This is a genomic window from Gilvimarinus gilvus, from assembly GCF_030518155.1.
GTDB classification, from domain to species: Bacteria; Pseudomonadota; Gammaproteobacteria; order Pseudomonadales; family Cellvibrionaceae; genus Gilvimarinus; species Gilvimarinus gilvus.
This window is the reverse complement of record NZ_JAULRU010000418.1, coordinates 53,772-74,290: the sequence shown is the minus strand read 5'-3', so window position 1 is coordinate 74,290 and position 20,519 is coordinate 53,772. Positions and strand designations below refer to the sequence as shown.

Below are 20,519 nucleotides of genomic sequence, written 5' to 3'. Positions count from 1 at the left end.
CTTCTCTTACGCTTGAGGCTCAACGCCAGGCCCGATAACGCTTTGGCGATTCTCCCAGCCTTTTTTTAACTTGTAAAAATGAATAATAATCGCCACAACAATTGCAGCGATAAAAGGAATGCCAGCAAAAGCAATCCGTAAGCCTAGCAGCGCATCCTCCGATTGTGCGACATTCGGCTGAAAGCCAAACAAAGCCATAATCCACAGGGCCATCGAGCCGCCGATGGCGCCACCCATTTTGAGTGCAAACAGCTGACCTGCAAAAAACATAGCGATTGCCGCTTTACCGACCACTTTTAAACCGTAATCCACAACATCTGGAATTGCTGCGAACAACAAGGGGATAAACATCATATGGAAGAAGTTAGCGAGCAAAATCAAAAATAAAGTTGCTTCCCACCATTCGCGCGGTACAAAGAAAATCAAACCGTAAGGTATCAGCGAGCCAAATAGGGCCAACTTCATGACAGACACTTTGCACCACTGCAAGACCATAAATAGGCGGTTAGCCGCAATAACACCCGCCACCCCTGCCAACATAGTCAAGCCAAGCACAAGGCCAATAAAGTTTTCGTTCTGGCCCCAAAAACCCGTGAGGTCATGAATCATGTAGTACTTGGTGAAATGGGGTTTGATGGCGCCAAACAATCCACCACGAATTTGAATAATAAACATTGCCAAGGTCACAATGACCCATTGGCTATTGAAAAACATCATTTTAATATCGCTGAAGATGCCTTGTTTTTCACCGGCCGTTTGCGCGATATCCTCTGGGTACACGCGCTCTTTGGTAAATTTAAAACAACCGATAAAGCATAAGATCCCAACCGCTGCGAGAATACCCATTGCGATGGGCATTCCGTACTGCATGTCTGGGTTCTCTCCGCCACCACCAAAGTATCTCGCGAGAGGCAAAGTGATTGAAGTGACAAGGAAGCCACCCATCATCGCCAGACCAAAACGCCAGGATTGCAAGCTGGAGCGCTCATCCTTATCGGAGGTAATCACACTCGCCAGGGCGGAGTAAGGAATGTTAATGGCGGTATAGGCCGTCATTAATAAGCCATAGGAGATGTAGGCGTAGATCAATTTGTCTCTGGCGCTTTCAAAATCGGGCGTCACAAAAGCGGCAACCGCCAAAATCCCATAGGGAATGGCGATCCACAATAGCCAGGGCCTGTAGCGCCCGTGTTTAGTTCGCGTCCGATCAGCAATGGCACCCATGGCAGGGTCGGTAAAAGTATCAAACAGTCGAACCACCAACATCAAAGTGCCGACAGCCGCCGCCTCAATACCAAAGATGTCGGTGTAGAAGTAGGACAGCATGTTGAGTACGGCCTGATAAACGATGTTGCTACCTGCATCACCTAGGCCATAGCCGAACTTTTCTTTAGTGCTAATTTTGGGTTGGCTCATTTTTATACCTTATTATTTGTAATCCTTACTTACAGGAGGCTTTGAGAAAACACCCTTACATACTCATGTTCTGATCATACCATGGTAGCGCAACCATGTTTAATATTATAGGATAATAGAGTTGTGTTGGCAGCTACCTGTTTAAGCCTAAGGATCGATCGTACCTGCCCGCCAAAACCACCGCCCAGGCCCTTAGTAGCACTGTTTTAGCCACAATCACGCTTGTGGATGGCCCACATGTCTTACGCCCCTACTTTTTTAGACCGCGCAAGTTAAAAACCTACTGAGCTTGATTTGGTCGATGGTGACGATGAGAGTAAAGCCCACAATCCTTATTTCAAACGACGGGTAATCAGTACGCTAAGGTTCACGCCGATGACACCTGAACTTTGGCTCTCTCGGTACTTGTCCTGGTGTAAACCTTCCTCTATTGGGCTTGAAGTTTTGCCCGTGCAATGGCGGCATTGATCGCACTTTTTGCTTGTGGGCTGTTCTTCCAGCAGGTTGTATTGAGCATACCTGCGACCATTTCCGCGATATCCTCGGCGCTATAGGCGCTCAGCTCTTGAAATGAATTGATGCCAATTTCCTCAAAGCGTTGAATCACTGTAGGGCCAACGCCCTTTAGCGCTAGCAGTGCCGATTTCTCTTCCTCACAAAAACCCATATATATTGCCATCCGTTACTGAGCGGTAAGCTCACATTGTGTTTGTTCTCAGATCTATTGCCAGTATTTATTAACTAAATCTTCACGCTGTGATTGGTCGCGAGGTTGTTTTACATTGAAAACCCAGCCCAACCGATTGAGTACACAAATTAACCACCAAGCGGGATCTGTTTGTCCGGGTTCCAACCCTATACGCGCAGACTCTGGAAATGCATGGTGGTTGTTGTGCCAGCATTCTCCGTAGGTGAGCACTCCAAGGCCGGGTAAATTCGAAGCCTGCACAGACGCCCCTTTGACAGCCCAGCGCCCCGCACCGGGATTATGGCAAAAGTAAGTTATTGTCCAGTGACCGACAATAGATATTGCGACACGAGCGAAGACGCCCCATACGACCAAAGCCCAGCCACCCACAAGAAACAACACAATCGCCAACACCAATTGATGCAGTCGCCAGGTAGACTCCAGCCCCTGCAAGAATTGATCATCCGCGAATTTCGATTCAATCTTAAACCGAGGCGGCGCATCAAATTCGAAGTGACAGGTTAATTGCCACCACAGGTCTTTAATAAAGCCCGCCTTATGAGAAAAAAACTGATGACACCGCGGTTGTCGTTGAGCCCAGTCACGCTGATCGTGAATGCGCACGACCCCAAAGGGCCCCGCCATACCGACTATTACCCCAATATATATCAGCAGTCTTTCTACGGTCTTGCTGCCATCAAACGCGCGATGGATCATCATGCGATGCAAGCCGACGCTGTGACCGATCAGCAGGGTAAGATAAGTAGAGACGATAAATATTAGAAACATCGACCAGCTAAACGTAAGTGGTGCAAAAACCACGGCGCCGGCAATTATCGATAAATTCCACAACATTTTGGGACGGTCATACACGACACGTCCCCTAACGGGGCTTGCATCGACTCCGTCTATTCGGTGCACGGGTTCCATCATGCTGTTTCACTTCCTGTTTTTTGTCGTATTTCTAATGTGTTGCTCCAATGGCAACCCGACTCACACTACCCGAAGCTTCCTGTTAGATTCAACGGAAAGCTGTGACTTTGACTGCAAGCGCCAACAAGCCATATGGTCACTAGTACTATATTAATATATATAAGTTGTGATTAGTTAAATTGGGAAATTAGCAACGAGCGCGGCCAACCTCCTTGGTTGTGAGGATTTAGGTGGGGTTGCAGTAAATCGAGACAAATATAAGCGCTTATATGCCAATTCTACTCACCAGGCTCGCGCCGTATATGTCAATACGATATATGCAGCGGGAGAAATTCGCACCCGGAGCATTACGATTACTTCAAATATATTGTACGATAATAGTACCTATCTTCGATGGGTAATGATCACGCTATAGGTACCGCGTGCTCCCGACACAATAATTAATTACGGAGAGTACAATGAAAGTAACGAACTACATGTCAAAATTCGCATGCCTATGCTTTGGGTTTCTCGTTGCCCTGCAAGCCCAAGCAATTAATTTAAACGGCACAACTGACATCCACGATCCCTCCACCATTGTTAAAGATGGTGATACCTATTGGACATTCGGCACTGGTGCCGGAGCATCCAATTTTCCAATTAATGCCCTCTACTCGACCGATTTGGTAAATTGGTCGCGCGGCCCCTCACCGGTGCCACCCAACACATATCCCAGCTGGATTAACAGTAAAGTTCCGGGCTTTGACGGAAACTTCTGGGCACCCGATATCATTGAAATGAATGGCCGCTACTATTTGTACTATTCGGCATTTTCAACCGCCACCGGCATGAAGTCGGCAATTGGTGTAATGGTAACCGACTCGCTCAACAATCCGAACTGGCGAGATTTGGGTATGGTTGTCTCAACCGTTGACGAGCCTTACTCTGGTGGCCAACCCGTTAACGTTATTGACGCCGGTCTGTACCGCGATGCCAACAATAACGTGTGGATGGTATATGGCTCGCACTACGCGGGGATTTACGTACGCCCAATTAACCCAAACACGGGCCACTTGCTGAACGGTAACCGCTACCCTGTGGTTGGCAACAACGGCGCCTGGCACGAGTTTGAAGCCGCGCAAGTTCAATATATGAATGGCTACTACTACATGTTTGCCAACCTGGGCGATTGCTGTGCAGGCAACTCCAGCAACTATTATGTCGTTATGGGACGCTCTACCAGCCCAACCGGGCCATTTCGTGACCGCGGCGGCGTTGACCTGTGGAATTACGGCGGCAGCACTGTTCTCGCCACCGAAGGCGTCTACATTGGCCCCGGTCATTTTGGTTACCTGAACAACTACGGCCAACACTTGGCAAACTTCCACTACTACGACGGTACAACCGCTAACGGCTGGCCCGCCCGCATGGATATCATGCAAATCAATTTCTCCAATGGCTGGCCAACATTCACACGCAACTTCACCCTGGCTGATGAGCCAAGCGGCATACTACCCAATGGCCGTGTATCATTCTCGTCTGTACACAGCGGCAAATTGCTAGAGGTTGCCTCTGGTAGCCATGACGATGGTGCCAATGTTGTGCAATGGGAAGACAACGGCAGCGCCAACCAAGAGTGGGATATCGTGAATCTCAACAACGGTTACTATTCGATTCGCGCAGCACACAGCGGAAAATCGCTGGATGTTTACGAATGGAGTACTGAAGACGGCGGTGAAATTCGCCAGTGGGAATACTTCGGCGGTGAAAACCAGCAATGGCAAATCATCGACGAGGGCAACGGCACCTTTGGTATTGTTTCCCGTTTCAGTGGCAAAGCCCTGGACGTGTTCGAGTGGAGTACCGAAGACGGCGGCGACATTCGTCAGTGGGAATACTGGAGCGGCGCACCACAATTGTGGCGTGTTGAGTACCAGTAATATTGTCTAGCAAGCACTGCTCTTTCACAGAGTAACTAAGGTCGGCGCCTGAGAAGACGCCGGTTTTTTTCGGCATATCTCAAAGCTCGCCACGGCCTCTGTTATCAATTTCGCGTAATTTCTCGCTCCGCATTGAGGGATCCTCTCGTAAGTCTCCAGTCGTCTGTGCGCGAGTCCAAAACGCTCAGTACCTAAGACCGGGCTTCGCAGGTAATGGCCGTCGCCCTTGGCAAGAAAAACAACGCAACGAAGGGAGTGTTTTGGCCGCGCACAGCGGGGCTTACAGAGACCGCTGGATACTTGATCAGAGATTCCTTAGATTAAATACATATAAACCACGAAATAGTAATGACAAAACACACGCTATCAGGCAGGATATTTCAACTATTCTAATAAGCAACTGAGGATCTGATGCCCCCAACTGCAACCACCTCTATGGATCAACTTCTGTTGCGCACCCTTGCGGCAAATTCTCTGGATCTGGTATACGCCAAAGATCTTGATAGCCGCTTCTTGTTTGTCAATGTCGCGCTTGCCAACCTCTATGGTCTCGCCTCCACCGACGAAATGCTCGGAAAAAGCGACTTCGACCTTTACCCGGAAGAACTCGCCAAAGCCTACTATCAAGATGATCAGAGCGTTATTCAGTCAGGTGAGGCTATTGTCGATCGTGAAGAGAAGATGCTCGACATCAAAACCGGCCAGTATCGATGGTACTCCACCACCAAGGTTCCACTGCGTGACAGTGAGGGAACAATAATCGGCCTGATGGGGATTACTCGCGACATTACCACCAATCGCGCTAGCACAACGAGGACGCAGGAGCTCAATCGCGAGTTGGAGAAAAGAGTCACCAAACGCACCGCAGAGCTCGAGCAGTTGGCCGCTACGCTGGGAAAAGAGCGGCAGTTGATGCGAACACTGATCGATGCCCTACCCGACAACATTTATGCTAAGGACCTTAGTAGTCGCTTTCTATTAGCCAATCGCGCTGTTGCTGAAAGCATGGGGACCACACCTGTAGATATTGTAGGGCATACTGATTTTGACTATTTTCCTGCTCCGTTGGCACAACAGTATCTGGAAGATGAGAAGAAAGTCCTTTTTAGCGGTGATTCCTTGCGCGAGCGTGAGGAGCCGGCCCTCGATAAGTCTTCCGGTCGCACTCGGTGGCTGCTTACCACTAAAATCCCAATTTACAACGACAGTGAAGAAATTATTGGTTTGGTAGGTATCGGGCGCGATATTAGCCGCCGCCGTGTTGCTGAATTAGCACTAAGAGATAGCGAAGCCCGATTCCGTAGCCTGACAGAACTTTCATCGGATTGGTATTGGGAGCAAAACAATAATGGCGAATTTACCGGCCTTACTGATCCGAACAACAAATCTGGTTTCACAGAAGCCGAGATTCTTGGGCATACCATTGCTACGCTACCCAATTGCGCCCCTTTAAGCGCAAGCTGGACTGAAGTGGAAGCAGCACAGCAACGGCACGAGCCATTTCGAAATTTTGAACTGCGTTGCAATACATCTGGCGATGCCCCGCGATTTGTTAGCCTTAACGGACTTCCTGTATTTGATGATAGAGGTAAGTTTACCGGCTACAGAGGGATTGGCCAGGACATTACAGCGCGACGCCAATCTGAAGAGAAGGTTCACTTTCTGGCAACACACGACAGTCTGACTGAGTTGCCAAATCGCTTAATGTTTCATGAAATTTTAGAGGTGGCGATTAAATCAGCCGAACGACACAATCGGATTTTTGCGGTCATGTTTATTGATCTTGACCGGTTTAAGAATATCAATGACACTCTGGGGCACGACGCCGGCGACCAATTACTGCAAACAATTGGCCAGAGATTTACTAAAACTCTACGCGCCAGCGATGTTGTCGCACGACTGGGAGGGGATGAGTTTGTTGTGCTGTTACAGGAAATTCACTCCGAGCAAGACGCCCGCAAAATCGCAGAAAAGTTAATTGCCACCGCAGTCGACCCTATTACTATTCTTGGACAGGATTGTCGCATTACCGCCAGCGTCGGGGTGTGCATGTATCCGGGCGAAGCACTAGACGCTCAAAGCTTAATGAAAAATGCCGATATAGCCATGTACCGGGCGAAAGAAGAAGGTAAAAACACCTACCAATTTTACTCGCCCGATCTTCAGGCGCGCTCTTTAGAGCGCTTAGATTTAGAAAATCATCTACGCTTAGCCGTAGATAGAGATCAGTTGTTTTTGAATTATCAGGCCAAACGCGATTTAAAAACAGGCCGTGTGGCCGGTGTAGAAGCTCTAGTGCGATGGCAACATCCCATTTTGGGTGTGGTCTCCCCCGCTGATTTTATTCCCTTAGCCGAAGAGACCGGGCTTATTGTCATGATTGGCCGCTGGGTGTTGAGGACTGCCTGCCAGCAAAGCGCATATTGGCAGCAACAGGGCCTGTTACCAGTTTGTATTGCCGTTAACCTGTCGCCTCGTCAGTTCTATGACGAGTATTTAATCTCCGACATAGAATCTGCCCTGAAGGATTCCGGCCTTCCACCCGAAAAACTCGAGCTAGAAATTACCGAGAGTATGGTAATGCAAAACACCGAGCGGGCTATCGATATTTTGAAAAAAATAAAAGCATTGGGTGTACGTCTTGCCATTGATGATTTCGGCGTTGGTTACTCATCACTGGCGCAAATTAAGAAGTTTCCTATTGATACGCTAAAAGTGGATAGTTCGTTTATTAGAGATATACCGTCAAATTATGAAGATAAAGCTATCACCCAGGCCATTATCGCGATGGGAAAAACCCTGAGCCTTACCGTGATCGCCGAGGGCGTCGAAACGGTCGAGCAGGAGTCGTTTTTACGCGACAACAATTGTGACCAATCTCAAGGGTTCTATTTTAGCCGCCCTGTTACAGCCGACGATTTTGAAAGCTTACTGCGCGGAGACGAGCCCGATAGCGATTGACAATACGCAAGGAAATGGACACTCACTGTTCAGTAAGGCCCACCGGACCATAGGGGCTCGGGCCTTACTTTTGATACTTTGGCGTGATGTAAGTGTACTCCTAACGAAGACGTGACATTGGCGACACGGTGCCCTTGACCGCCCCATCACTCTCAATAGCCCTTATAAACTGTTCACGCCGTAGGCTATGCAATACTCAGCCCTACCCACAGCACAATGCGTGTGGACCCCCACCACTCACTCGAAAACATTTCTCTTCTATCGTATCTATATTCTGGGCTTATCCAATATTTGATACTTTCAATAAATGACTCGAAGTCATTAAAAAATAGACGAAACAAAACCGCCGCCGCGATAAGCCCGGCGACGATACTACCAACACTAAGATCTAAAGCTCCTGCCAAAAAACTACTTTCTTGTTCCATCCATTACTCCTTAAAACGATAACGCTAATTGATTGATGACCATCAATCTAGGCGCTTTACTACCTAAAATTTGTTGTTCTGTTAACAAACTGGGGAATCTGAACTAACCATTATTGCCGGGGCGGATATATAATATAAATAAGATAAGGTCAAAGCAGTTGTTGCAGATGGACAACTATAACAAAGAATTCAATCGAAATCCCGCCGTTATGGTTAGCCTTATGCGCCTCACACAACCGTACAACGGGAGTCTGTCCTTAAATAGATAGACACCAAAAAGGGTGTGCAATGACAAGCACGGTGCGATAATCAACTCACTGCCCTCAACTTTTGAGAGACTCAACATTCCCTCAACCGACTGGCTGGAAAGCTGCTGCCATATTGAAAGAAAATTCAGTCAAGCCATAGGCTCTGCCACCAAAATCACGGAGCTTTGCGAATCCCTGAATCAAAAATGGATGCGCGGCATTCAAAGCTGCCGACGACTGTTTCCCGCTTAAATATAAACCTTTTCCGAAAAATCAACGATTATGCCGAAAGGTAGAGCGCCGTATGTCTGAAATTCATCGAATTGATTGAAATTCTCTTTGCAGGCGCTGAGTTTTAAGCATTCCCTAAATTTAACGACCTATTGAAAACAGGGCATGGCGAAATCAAAGTTTTCTTTCAGTTTGTGGCTGTCCTAGTGTTTTGCCGAAGACCGATGACATCACTCGCTTAACGCAACGCCATCTATTGCCTTCCCATTCACCCAACATGGTCGGCGGTCTTAACCTGTGATTTCGGAGCTCAATACTGCGCCTATGTGTTCTTCTGTCAACGCTTAACCATAAGGGTTACCCCTTATCGCCCATGACTCGAAGCTTTGGCGGCTTGCTAAGCCTTACCAAATAGAGGACTTGCACCTCCAATCTTTGCGCCAGCTTTGCTTGGCGCACTGGCTGTCCTAGTGTTTGTCAATCGACTTTAACCCTGTTGATCGTTGACTGGTTTCGCCTGATTAATCCGGCCGCGTCTGAATTAGAGCATTACTCGTTGGGCAATTCTACTTCAATACTTTTGCCGTTCAGTAGCACCGCTGTCATCTTCATAGTGCGACTTCCGTCGAAAAGTAGAGGGAGTCTGCTCTCTGCATCTTTTACCGAATTATTCTGGCACTTACGTGGAGCATTCCACTCACACCAACGCCATGGAAAATCACTATCTTCATATGCCAATATTTTCATATTTTTTCCAGAACTTGAAAGTAAAATTGTATCTGACACATCGTACGACAGAATTTCATCCCCCACTTGAAACTCCACAGATTTAACAAATTCGGGAAAAGTTGGCCTCAATACAGCACTCAATCGAATGCGGCCCTTGAAATTGTATGCCTGGTGGTTTCGATCTGGCACGAACAGAGCCTCCTTGTTCCATCCGCGAAAAATGATGAATTTCTCAATATATTCCTGTGGCTCAATATTTCTCAATCTTCTAAAGGGCAACTGACAAATTCCCTCCGCTATACATTTTTGTCCAGCAGCCATAACTTCTTTTTGTTTTATGAAATACATTTGCGCTTTACTCTCAAGGGTATTTTCAATATCAGAAAACACCCCATCACTGCTATTCAAATCAAGAATTTTGTCAGCAAGATCTTCATTGTATTTAGCCGAAACAAATAGATCATACAGGCGCCTAAGAACGTCCTCGCCTTGATATACAATAGGCTGCACTCCAAAAGCACTTATGAACTCAGGCAGAGTAGTCACGGATCGAGTATTGAAATCAATTATTTTTGAATTTTTTCTAGCAAAACTTTTAGCCTCATTACTAAGAATAGCTTTTGCCCCCTTAAGATCACCAGGATCTAACTCAATAAGATCATACAATTCTTGATCATCAGCTACCCCTCCCCCTACAACTCTCGCTTTAAGCTCAAAGTCAATTCTGTCCGATACCCTGTGAGCCTCTTTTTGGTAGTCAATTGAGCCACTGTAAGTTTTAAAAGACGCATCAACTGAAGATTTTAGTTTTTCCTTCAAAGAACTATGATATGCGAAAAACTGGTATAGAAGAGACGCCCTAGCACCACGAGTTACACTGGTAACAACATGGGTACCACAGGCAGCGTAGAAGACTTCTGGATTTCCCTTCTCAATTGCTAGATCTAGAACAAATTTACCATTTTTCGATAATTTAATTGGACGATTACCCAAATGCTCTACGGGAAACTCGGCTATTGCCCCCAGATGATAAATTAGAGTTTGATCTAAAACCGAACTAGTTCTTTCAATTTCAGTTGATAGTGAACCCTTTCCGAATCCAAACTTTGCAGCGGCAGTTATAGATAACCCCAGAGCCTCATAAAGTTTTTCATTCGTGCTAATTTCACTTATATCAACAAATCTCACTTGAGGGGGAGTTTTGCCAACGGTGTTATTTATGCGATCAACGTCATCTGGTGTCAGTAATCGGGTCTTCTCTCCAGGTAGAGCAACTTCAATCTGATAACAACCTGAATTTGCCAGATCCTCACTTGGCATACGGGAGTTAAACCCACCCAATAAGCGGATACTATACTGATCATGATACTCGCCACTCAATGCACTTTGGCTAAGAACTCCCAAACCAAAAAGTAGCACTAGAATTATCTTAAAATTAAGCATATTAACGTTCCCTATACATATAATAATCTATCGGGCTCAATTGGCTACATTTTACCACGCGAAAATTTCGTCATTAGCTCCCTATGGGAAGCAACGTATTTACCTGTTGGATCATGGCTACACGCGATATAATGTCTTGAAATATGAGACAAGCTTGAGTCGTATACGAATATGCGACGCCCAATCAAAAACTTGGTCAATCTAGCAAGCAATGAGAAAGATTGACATGCACCATATGGTACATATTGCATGCTGTGGTTATAAACTCTAACCTCGTCGGTAAACCTCTTACTGAAGTCAAATCTACCATTCCTCAGGTGGCCAAATTCAGTATGCCACTACAGATAGCTGACGTCTGACGGCATGGAAACAAACTAAACTACGAAGTCCCCTTCCCCATCATATCCAGCCGAACGCAGGTAAATTTGAGTGGTTAATCGCGCATGGACGCGCGATTAAGGAAAAGCGCGGGGGAACGCGATTTTTTCCGACCGCTCAAATTTGCCGGAGTGAGGGAACCCGCAGGGCTGAGATATGCGGGGTGAGTTTCTTGGCTACTTCTTTGCTCATCAAAGAAGTAGCTCGCCCGCCCGGCGAAATAGGGCATAAATACAAAGCTAGATGTCTGCAGTCGGACGACTGACAAACAAGTTACCCCCCTTTAAAAACCTCCCCCAAAAACCGCCCAGTCAACGACCTCTTACGCTTAACCACGGTCGCCGGCGTGCCCTGCGCCACAACTCTCCCCCCACCTGAACCCCCTTCCGGCCCCATATCTATGATCCAGTCCGCCTCGGCCACCACATCCAGGTTGTGCTCAATCACCAGCACCGAGTTGCCGGCATCCACCAACCGATGCAGCACGTGCAGCAACTTGTCCACGTCCGCCATATGCAAGCCCACAGTGGGTTCGTCCAGCACATACAGATTGTGCTGAAAGCGTTTGCCTTTGGCATCTTCCGGCGTCATGCGGGCTTTGGCGAGTTCGGCCACAAGCTTAATGCGCTGCGCCTCCCCGCCGCTTAAGGTCGGGCTCTGTTGGCCCAGGGTTAAATAGCCCAGGCCCACATCCTGCAATAAACACAGGGCGTGGTGCACTTTTGAGATTGGTTTAAAAAACTCGGCGGCCTCGTCGATGTTCATGGCCAGCACATCACCGATATGCTTGCCCTTGTATTTAACGCTGAGGGTTTCGTCGTTAAAACGCCAGCCTTGGCAAACATCACAGGGCACCCGTACATCCGGCAAAAAATTCATTTCGATTTTTTGCATGCCGTTACCGCCGCAGGCGTCGCAGCGGCCATCACCGGCATTGAAGGAGAAACGCGCGGGCGTATAGCCACGCAATCGGGCATCGACGGTGCCGGCAAAGAGTTTACGAATGGCATCCCAAATACCGATGTAAGTCGCCGGGCACGAGCGCGGTGTTTTACCAATGGGGGTTTGATCCACTTCCAGAATGCGGTCAATGGACTGCCACCCTTCAATACTCTCTACGCCCTGCCAACTTGTGTTGGTTTTGCGTTTGCCGCTCACGACCGTTTTTAGGTTGGGGTAAAGCACACCTCTCACTAACGTGCTCTTACCGCTACCACTGACACCGGTAATGGCGACTAACTGATGCAGCGGTATCGCAACATCGATATTGTTCAGGTTATTTTGGGTCGCGCCGTGTAAATCGAGCGATTCCTTGTCCCACAAGTTGCGCATTTCGCTGTTGCGCAAGCCCGGCATTGGGTGGCGCAGGGGCTTAGCCAGCATTTGCCCGGTCAGCGACTGTTTGTTTTTTATAAGCTTGGCTACGCTGCCCTCGCCCACCACGGTACCGCCATTAACGCCGGCGCGCGGGCCGATGTCGATAATATGGTCGGCCTCGCGCATGGTGTCTTCGTCGTGCTCAACCACCAGTACCGTATTGCCTTGTTGTTGCAGCTCGCGCAGGGTTTCTAAAAGCTTGCGGTTATCCCGCGTGTGTAAACCAATGGTGGGTTCATCCAGCACATAACACACGCCCTGCAAGCTTGACCCAAGCTGCGCCGCCAAACGTATGCGCTGGGCCTCACCGCCACTGAGCGTGGGAGCGGCGCGATCGAGGGTGAGGTAATTGAGCCCCACCTTCTGCAAAAAGTGCAGTCGGTTGTGCATTTCACTGAGCAGGTCGCGGGCGATGGCCTGCTCTGAGGTATTGAGCTTGAGTTTGCCAAACCATTTTTCCGCGTCATCCACAGGCAATGCTGCCAGCTCGGCAATGGTTTTGTCGCGAAAGCGCACCGACAGTGCCGTGGGGTTCAAGCGCTGGCCGTCGCATTTTTTACAGACAGTCTCTATGCCATCGTCTTCGGGTTGCCAACCCGACTCCTCGCCGGTTTGCTCTTCGTCAAAGCCTTTGAGTGTTAACCCAGTACCAAAACAACCCGTGCACCAACCGTGCTTAGAGTTGTAGGAAAATAAGCGCGGGTCCAGCTCTGGAAAGCCGCAACCACAACCCGGGCAGGCGCGCTGGGTAGAGAACAGCCGCTCTTTGGCTTTGCTTGCCGGCGCTATGATGACCACACCGTTGCCCAGCTCCAACGCTTGATGTAACGCCTGCTGCAAAGCTTGCACCTGACTGGGCCCGACCTTCACAGTGGCGAGCGGTAATTCTATGTCGTGCTCTTTGTAGCGATCCAGTTTGGGCCAATCGGCCGTTGGTTGGTACTGGCCGTCCACGCGCAGCTCGGTAAAGCCTCGGTCTGCTGCCCACTGCGCCAGTTCGCGATAAATACCCTTACGCGCAACTACCATAGGAGAGAGCACGGTAACCTCTTTACCGCGAAAATCTTTTTGCAGGCGCGCGACAATGGCCGCCTCGGTTTGGGGTTCAATGGGTAAATCGCAACTGGGGCAATATTGCGTGGCGAGTTTTACAAACATCAAACGCAGATAGTGGTAAATCTCCGTTAAGGTGGCGACAGTGCTCTTGCGCCCGCCGCGACTGGTGCGCTGCTCAATGGCGACCGCCGGCGGAATGCCATAAATGGCGTCGACATCCGGGCGCGAGGCCGGCTGCACAAACTGGCGCGCGTACGCGTTTAACGATTCCAGGTAGCGGCGCTGGCCTTCACCAAAAATTAAATCGAACGCCAGAGTGCTTTTACCACTGCCGCTGACACCGGAAATTACCGTGAGCTTATCGCGCGGAATGATGACATCAATGTTCTTTAAGTTGTGTTCGCGGGCATGGTGCACGCTAATCACGTTGTTCGATTTTTTGCGGGCCTTGTTGCTGGCGGTTGATGCGTTAATCGCACTGAGCGCGGCGCCCTGTTCCAGGGTTGCGACGTATTCCGCCAGCGCCTTCGCGGTAAAGCTGGTGGTAGCCGCGCTATCGCCGCCCTGCTCAATGAATTGCTGCGGTGTGCCGGCAACAATAAGCTCGCCGCCGGCATCGCCGCCTTCCGGGCCGATATCAATGACCCAATCGGAGGAACGGACGACGTCCAGATTGTGCTCAATCACCAATAGCGAGTGACCGGCGTCTTGCAGCTGACGAAAGGCGCGCATTAAGGTGGCAACATCGGAAAAATGCAGCCCGGTGGTAGGCTCGTCAAACAAAAACAGTATGTGCTCGTGCGCTTTGCTGCGGGTTGCCCCTAAGTGCCCCGCCAGTTTTAAGCGTTGCGCTTCGCCCCCACTCAGCGTGGGCACGGCCTGCCCCAACTGTATGTACTCAAGGCCAACATCGGCCAGCGGTTGTAAGGTGCGCAACACATCGGGCTTGTCAGCAAAAAAGTGGATGGCTTCACTGACAGTCATGGCCAGCACATCGGCAATGGATACCGCTTGCTTATCTTTAACCAGTTTTATTTCCAGTATTTCATCGCGAAACCGTTTGCCGTTGCACTCGGGGCAGCGCAGGTAAACATCACTCAGAAACTGCATTTCCACATGCTCAAACCCGTTGCCCTGGCAACTGGGGCAGCGTCCGTTGCCAGCATTAAAACTGAATATGCTCGGTTTGTAGTTGCGCTCCTTCGCCTGAGGCGTGGCCACAAAATACTTGCGTATTGCCTCGAATGCACCAACGTAGGTGGCGGGTGTGGAACGCGTGGTTTTACCGATAGGGCTTTGATCAACCAGTACGGCTTTGTCAATCGCCTCGAGCCCGGTTATTGCTGAATATTCACCCGGCGCTTCGGTTTGCTCGCCAAAATGTTTTAGCAGCGCCGGATAGAGTATTTGTCGCATTAAGGTTGATTTGCCGGAGCCGCTCACTCCGGTGAGGCACACCAATCGGTGCAAAGGAATGGTGACGTCAATATTTTTGAGATTGTGCTCGCGCGCGCCTGTGATGTGTATTGCAGCCGAATTACTCGCGGATTTTTTATGTTCGGTTAACGCGGGCAAATAGCGAGCGGCTACCTCGGCGACACGCCCGGTCTTACCCTCGTTTAATTCTGCGGCATTAGCATTGACCGAGGCGGCCACCACAGCAACTTGTTCCGTACCGTTTAAATAGCGCGCGGTGGTGTTGTTTTTGCGCTGCAATAACGCTTTAGGGGTGCCAAAGAACTCAATGTTGCCACCGTTGCGACCGGGCTTAGGGCCGATATCGAGAATACGATCGGCCGCCATGATCACCTGGGGGTCGTGCTCCACCACTAACAGCGAGTTACCGGCATCGCGCAAGCGGTGCAGTACATTGACCAGGCGATCAATGTCGCGCGGGTGCAAACCGGTACTGGGTTCGTCCAATACAAACAATGTGTTAACCAGCGACGTTCCCAGTGCCGTGGTTAAATTAATACGCTGCACTTCACCACCGCTTAATGTGCGCGATTGTCGATCGAGCGTTAAGTAATCGAGGCCCACCTCACATAAATAGTTTAAGCGCGAGCGAATCTCGGTAAGCAAAAGTTCGGTGGCTTCGTCTTGCGCCGAGCGTGTCGCACCATTCAGCTCGGTAAAAAATTGCAGTGCATTGGCTAAAGGCAACCGCATGGTATCGGCAATATTAAGCCCGGGTAAATCTGCAAACTGCGTATCACTTAATGCGCTGCCAACTGGTTTGAAATGCGCGCGGCCGGCAAGCGCAGCCTCAGCGGATTGTTGGGTGCCAATGCGCCACCACAATGAGTCTGGCTTTAATCGGGCACCATCACAGGCTTTGCATGGTGTATAGGCGCGGTACTTGGATAGCAGCACTCGTATGTGCATTTTGTAGGCTTTTGATTCCAACCAGTCGAAGAATTCTCGAACCCCGTACCAAACCCCTTTGCTCCAACTGCCCTCACCTTCGAGGACCCAGGCGCGATCTTTGGCAGACAGGTCTTTCCAGGCTGTGGTGATGGGTACGCCGCGCTTTTTGGCGAACTTGAGTAAGTCGCGCTGCACTTCTGCGTAGCTCGGGGTTTGGATGGGCTTGATGGCGCCCTCTTTTAGGCTTTTGTTTTCATCGGGAATCACCAGCCCCCAGTCCACGCCGATGACGCGACCAAAGCCACGACAGGTGTCGCAGGCCCCTATCGGCGAATTAAACGAAAAGTGACTGGGGGTTACCTTGGCAAAGCTAACATCGCAACGGGGGCAATGATGGTGGCTGGAAAATCGTTCCGGTGTACCCGCCTCGCGATCTTCCCCCAACGGGTAAACCAGTAGGTGCCCTTTGCCATAGTGCAAGGCGGCTTCCAGTGCTTCGGTTAGGCGCCCTTTGTTTTCGCCGGTTAAGCGCAGGCGGTCTTGCACCACCTCTACCCGGCTGCCCGTGCGACTGTGAATACGCGCATAGCCCTGCTGGTTGAGCAGTTGCAATACCTCGTCGTCACTGAGTTTTTCCGGTACGGTAATCGGCAGGCAAACCATCAGCCGTTGATCACCTGGATAATTTTCGTACAAATTTTCAATAATACTTTGCGCGTTATCGGTAACCACCGGTTGCGCACAACCTGAACAGTACAGGCTCGAAAGCCTTGCAAACAGCAGCTTTAAATAGTCGTTTAGCTCCGTCATGGTGCCGACGGTAGAGCGCGAGGTACGCACGGTGTTGCTCTGCTCAATGGCGATTGCCGGTGGAATGCCCTCAATACTGTCTACGGCGGGCTTGTCCATACGATCGAGGAACTGGCGCGCGTAGGCGGAGAATGTCTCGACGTAGCGGCGCTGGCCTTCGGCGTAGATGGTATCGAACGCTAAGGTTGATTTGCCCGAACCACTGACCCCGGTGACCACCACCATCTCCCCCAATGGAATGTCGAGATCGAGGTTTTTCAGGTTGTTCTGGCGCGCACCGCGCACTTTGATGGCATCAAAGCTCATAGATTGTAATTCCGACCGTTGTTGTTACTGGTTAAATATACAGGAGTCGAGCCGGGCGGCCAAGTTCCCTGAGTCTATACGCGGGCAATGCCGGTATGGATAAGCGTTAAAGCAGTTCTAGCAGCATATGCAGCGGATCCAATAGCACCTACCCCGACAGACCTGCCATAAGCGGAATATAGCAGGGTGGGATTCAGGCTGGTTAGGGTCGAGCGGGCGCCTTACTCGCTGTTGGGTATGCGAGCCATCAAAAAAGCTTGCCACTAGCGCTTGGCGAACCGAATTGTTTAATCGGCTAACATCAATGATGGTTTGCGCCACATCGGTAGCCGGACATTCAATGCACGCCGCTCAATCGCTGGCCTGCTAGCTTACCCGATTAAAGCAAGGTATTGCTTTGTGATCGATGATTCATTGGTAATGTTAAAAACTGACCGTCAAGCGGTTTTCCAGAATATGGGTAGCGCAGCAATTCGGTTATACAGCTCTATGAATTATATATCTTTTAGCTGATACAACCGATAAATCAATCATTCTACTGCTATCTGATTCGGCTCCTTTTACGAAACTATTTCGCACCTTTTAGACCGGTTGAATCCAAATTGTTGCCAACCGCGTAGAGATAGGAAATATCCATTTAAGGAGTATGCATGAAGCGCGCATCGCTTGCCAGCGCAGGCTTAATCGGTAGTTGTTTAGTGACACCATTGCTACACGCTCACCCCGTGATTGAGGAAGTAAACGTGACGGGGCGGCATCAAAATCTTATCGGCGAAAGTGTATCCGCCTCCGAAGGAGTTGTGTCCCAGGATGATATTGACGTGCGCGCACTGCTGCGTGTCGGCGAAGTGCTGGAGCTGGTGCCGGGCATGGTTGTGACCCAGCACAGTGGCACCGGCAAGGCCAATCAATACTTTTTGCGGGGCTTTAATTTAGATCACGGCACGGATTTTTCTACCGAGTACAACGGTATGCCAGTCAACATGCGCAGCCATGGTCACGGCCAGGGTTATACCGACTTAAATTTTATCATTCCAGAATTGGTTAAGACCCTACACTACCAAAAAGGGCCCTACTACGCCGATGTTGGAGACTTTAGCGGCGCCGGGGCGGCCTCGATCACTCCCATGACGAAACGCGATCAGGGCCGACTCAAACTCACCGTCGGTGAGTACGACTACCAGCGTTTACTCGCCAGCGATAGTCTGAGCAACGGCAACAGTGATTTACTGTGGGCCATTGAATACACCCAATACCAAGGCCCCTGGAGTGACATTGACGAAGACCTGGGCAAGCTCAATGTCCAGCTAAACGGCACCCATAGCCTCGACCATGGCACAGTCAGCTGGGGCATAATGAGCTACGACAACGAGTGGAACAGCGCAGATCAAATACCGGATCGAGCGGTAAGCAGTGGCTTCATTGATGAATATGGCTCCATTGACCTGTCTACCGGCGGCCAATCGCATCGCCATAGCATTAATGTAGCCTATGACAGCGAACGCCTTCACGCGTCAGCTTATGCCATCGACTACGGCATGAACTTATGGTCCAACTTCACCTACCGGCTAGACAATCCCGAGCATGGTGATCAGTTCGAGCAGGTGGACGATCGCCGAATATACGGTGGTGAGCTATCCGTTTCGGCTCACACGAAGTTTCTACAGCGCGACATGGAAAATCGGTGGGGGCTACAAATTCGCCTCGACGACATTGGCGAAGTCGGGCTTTACAATACCGACAACAGGCAACGCCGGGGCGTAGTGCGCTCAGATGCGATTGATGAGTTTAGCTCTGCACTTTTCTGGGAAAACAACATTGCCTGGAGCGATTCTTTCAGCACCGTTTTGGGGGCGCGCTATGACTATTACACTTTTGACGTCAGTGACCGGGTCGGCGTTAATTCATCAGAGGTAAACCTCAGTAGCAACAGCGGCTCGGCTTCCGACGATATCGTGTCACTGAAAGCCAGCGCCATCTGGCGCATCAGTACGCAGTGGGAAACCTACCTTTCCGCCGGCAGTGGCTTCCATTCCAATGATGCGCGGGTAACCACGATTACGATTGACCCGAGTGACGGCAGCGCCATTGACTCCGTCAACCCTCTGGTTCGTTCTAAAGGCGCCGAATTCGGTTTACGTGGTTTTCTGGGCGACAAGATTAATCTGTCGGCCGCACTCTGGACATTGGAGCTCGACAGTGAATTACTGTTTGTCGGTGACGCTGGCAATACAGAGGCAAGCGCTGCCAGTGCTCGCTCTGGCGTGGAGCTAACCGCCTATTACCGAATTGATAACGTGTGGACATTGGATGTCGAGTACGCATACACCAACGCTCGCTTTGATGACGAACAGCCCGGTCGCTATATACCCGGCGCTGTTGAGGATGTTGTGCAGCTGGGTATATCGGCAAACTTAAACAACGGACTTTTTGGCAGTGTCCGCGCGCGCTACTTTGGCCCCAGACCTTTAACCGAAACCGGAGATCAATCCTCGCAATCCACAAGCATCGTCAATATACGGGCTGGATACCAGTTTTCTAACGTTACCCTTGCGCTTGATGTGCTCAATGCGCTGGACAGTACCGATCACGACATCGACTACTACTACGCATCGCAGTTAGCCGGTGAGTTTGCACCGGTTGAAGATCGACATTTTCACCCACTGGAGCCCAGGAACGTAAGAGTATCACTCGAATTGGCTTTCTAAGAAAAAAATTGAGTAGACCTACAGTGTTGACGGTGGCTTGCTGTCAGCGCTGTCATTTTAGGTTGATGCAATAAATCGGGAAAGGAAAACTTTAGCGGCTTCACTACCAGGGCGTTGTTATTGGTTATTAGCTCCCTGGCAATTCATTTTAAATCTACTATTGGTTTACTAACTTAGAAGCACTGGCAGGTTTTGCCTCGGCCGATGTTTTAATGGCTTCTACAAACTTACGAGCATCGTAATACTCTTTGCTGGCCATGGTTTCTAGTTCAACGGCAAAGCCATTCTCTTCAATACGAACAATTCGACCACTCACTTTGAAATCGGCCTCAAGGGAGAATTTCAAAGTCACTTGCTGATGTAACCGCAATCCTGAAGATACGCCGGACAGAAAATATCCTAGGGTACTGGCATTGCGTATCCGTGCTACGCCAACCCGCTCGTCTTTGGTTATGAGTTCAGCCCTTACGTCTGTTGGGAAACGGGGACTGCAACGATGTTCCATAAAGCCTCCTGATGCATTG

General features: G+C 49.8%; 10 protein-coding genes. 3 read left to right on the top strand and 7 right to left on the bottom strand.

The features are described from left to right. Positions 1–6 precede the first annotated feature (6 nt). The 3 genes from QWI17_RS07160 to QWI17_RS07150 all read right to left on the bottom strand — a co-directional run bounded on the left by QWI17_RS07160 (position 7) and on the right by QWI17_RS07150 (position 3,037). The gene (locus QWI17_RS07160; protein WP_302721832.1) at positions 7–1,416 is read right to left on the bottom strand and encodes a glycoside-pentoside-hexuronide (GPH):cation symporter; all 1,410 of its coding nucleotides are present in this window, start codon (positions 1,414–1,416) and stop codon (positions 7–9) included. A gap of 427 nt (positions 1,417–1,843) precedes the next feature. After that, a complete protein-coding gene (locus tag QWI17_RS07155; RefSeq protein ID WP_302721831.1) occupies positions 1,844–2,083 on the bottom strand; it encodes a helix-hairpin-helix domain-containing protein in 240 nt (79 codons plus the stop codon). 54 nt (positions 2,084–2,137) lie between these two features. After that, positions 2,138–3,037 carry an acyl-CoA desaturase gene (locus QWI17_RS07150; RefSeq protein WP_302721830.1) on the bottom strand — a complete coding sequence of 300 codons (900 nt, stop codon included), beginning with the start codon at positions 3,035–3,037 and terminating at the stop codon, positions 2,138–2,140. 458 nt (positions 3,038–3,495) lie between these two features. Here QWI17_RS07150 and QWI17_RS07145 point away from each other — a divergent pair, with 458 nt between their 5' ends. Both QWI17_RS07145 and QWI17_RS07140 read left to right on the top strand, forming a co-directional pair. Next, on the top strand, positions 3,496–4,956 hold the full coding sequence (locus QWI17_RS07145) for a family 43 glycosylhydrolase (protein ID WP_302721829.1): 1,461 nt from the start codon (positions 3,496–3,498) through the stop codon (positions 4,954–4,956). A gap of 435 nt (positions 4,957–5,391) precedes the next feature. Beyond that, positions 5,392–7,917, top strand: a complete 2,526-nt coding sequence (locus tag QWI17_RS07140; RefSeq protein ID WP_302721828.1) for a sensor domain-containing protein — start codon at positions 5,392–5,394, stop codon at positions 7,915–7,917. 185 nt (positions 7,918–8,102) lie between these two features. Here the strand turns inward: QWI17_RS07140 and QWI17_RS07135 are convergent, their stop codons facing one another. From QWI17_RS07135 to uvrA, 3 genes are all read right to left on the bottom strand, one after another. Then, complete coding sequence (locus QWI17_RS07135; RefSeq protein ID WP_302721827.1) at positions 8,103–8,342, bottom strand: hypothetical protein; 240 nt, start codon at positions 8,340–8,342, stop codon at positions 8,103–8,105. Positions 8,343–9,370: 1,028 nt separating this feature from the next. Further along, entirely contained in the window at positions 9,371–10,993 is a 1,623-nt protein-coding gene (locus tag QWI17_RS07130) for a hypothetical protein (protein WP_302721826.1), read from the bottom strand. Between the two features lie 651 nt (positions 10,994–11,644). Further along, positions 11,645–17,287, bottom strand: coding sequence for an excinuclease ABC subunit UvrA (uvrA, locus tag QWI17_RS23740; protein WP_370659594.1), 5,643 nt, complete (start codon positions 17,285–17,287; stop codon positions 11,645–11,647). A 650-nt stretch (positions 17,288–17,937) separates the two neighbouring features. Between uvrA and QWI17_RS07115 the strand changes: the two genes are divergently transcribed. Continuing rightward, positions 17,938–19,995 (top strand): TonB-dependent receptor, encoded by a 2,058-nt coding sequence (locus QWI17_RS07115; protein ID WP_302721825.1) that lies wholly within the window; start codon positions 17,938–17,940, stop codon positions 19,993–19,995. A 157-nt stretch (positions 19,996–20,152) separates the two neighbouring features. Here the strand turns inward: QWI17_RS07115 and QWI17_RS07110 are convergent, their stop codons facing one another. Then, entirely contained in the window at positions 20,153–20,500 is a 348-nt protein-coding gene (locus QWI17_RS07110) for a PilZ domain-containing protein (protein ID WP_302721824.1), read from the bottom strand. Between the last annotated feature and the right edge of the window lie 19 nt (positions 20,501–20,519).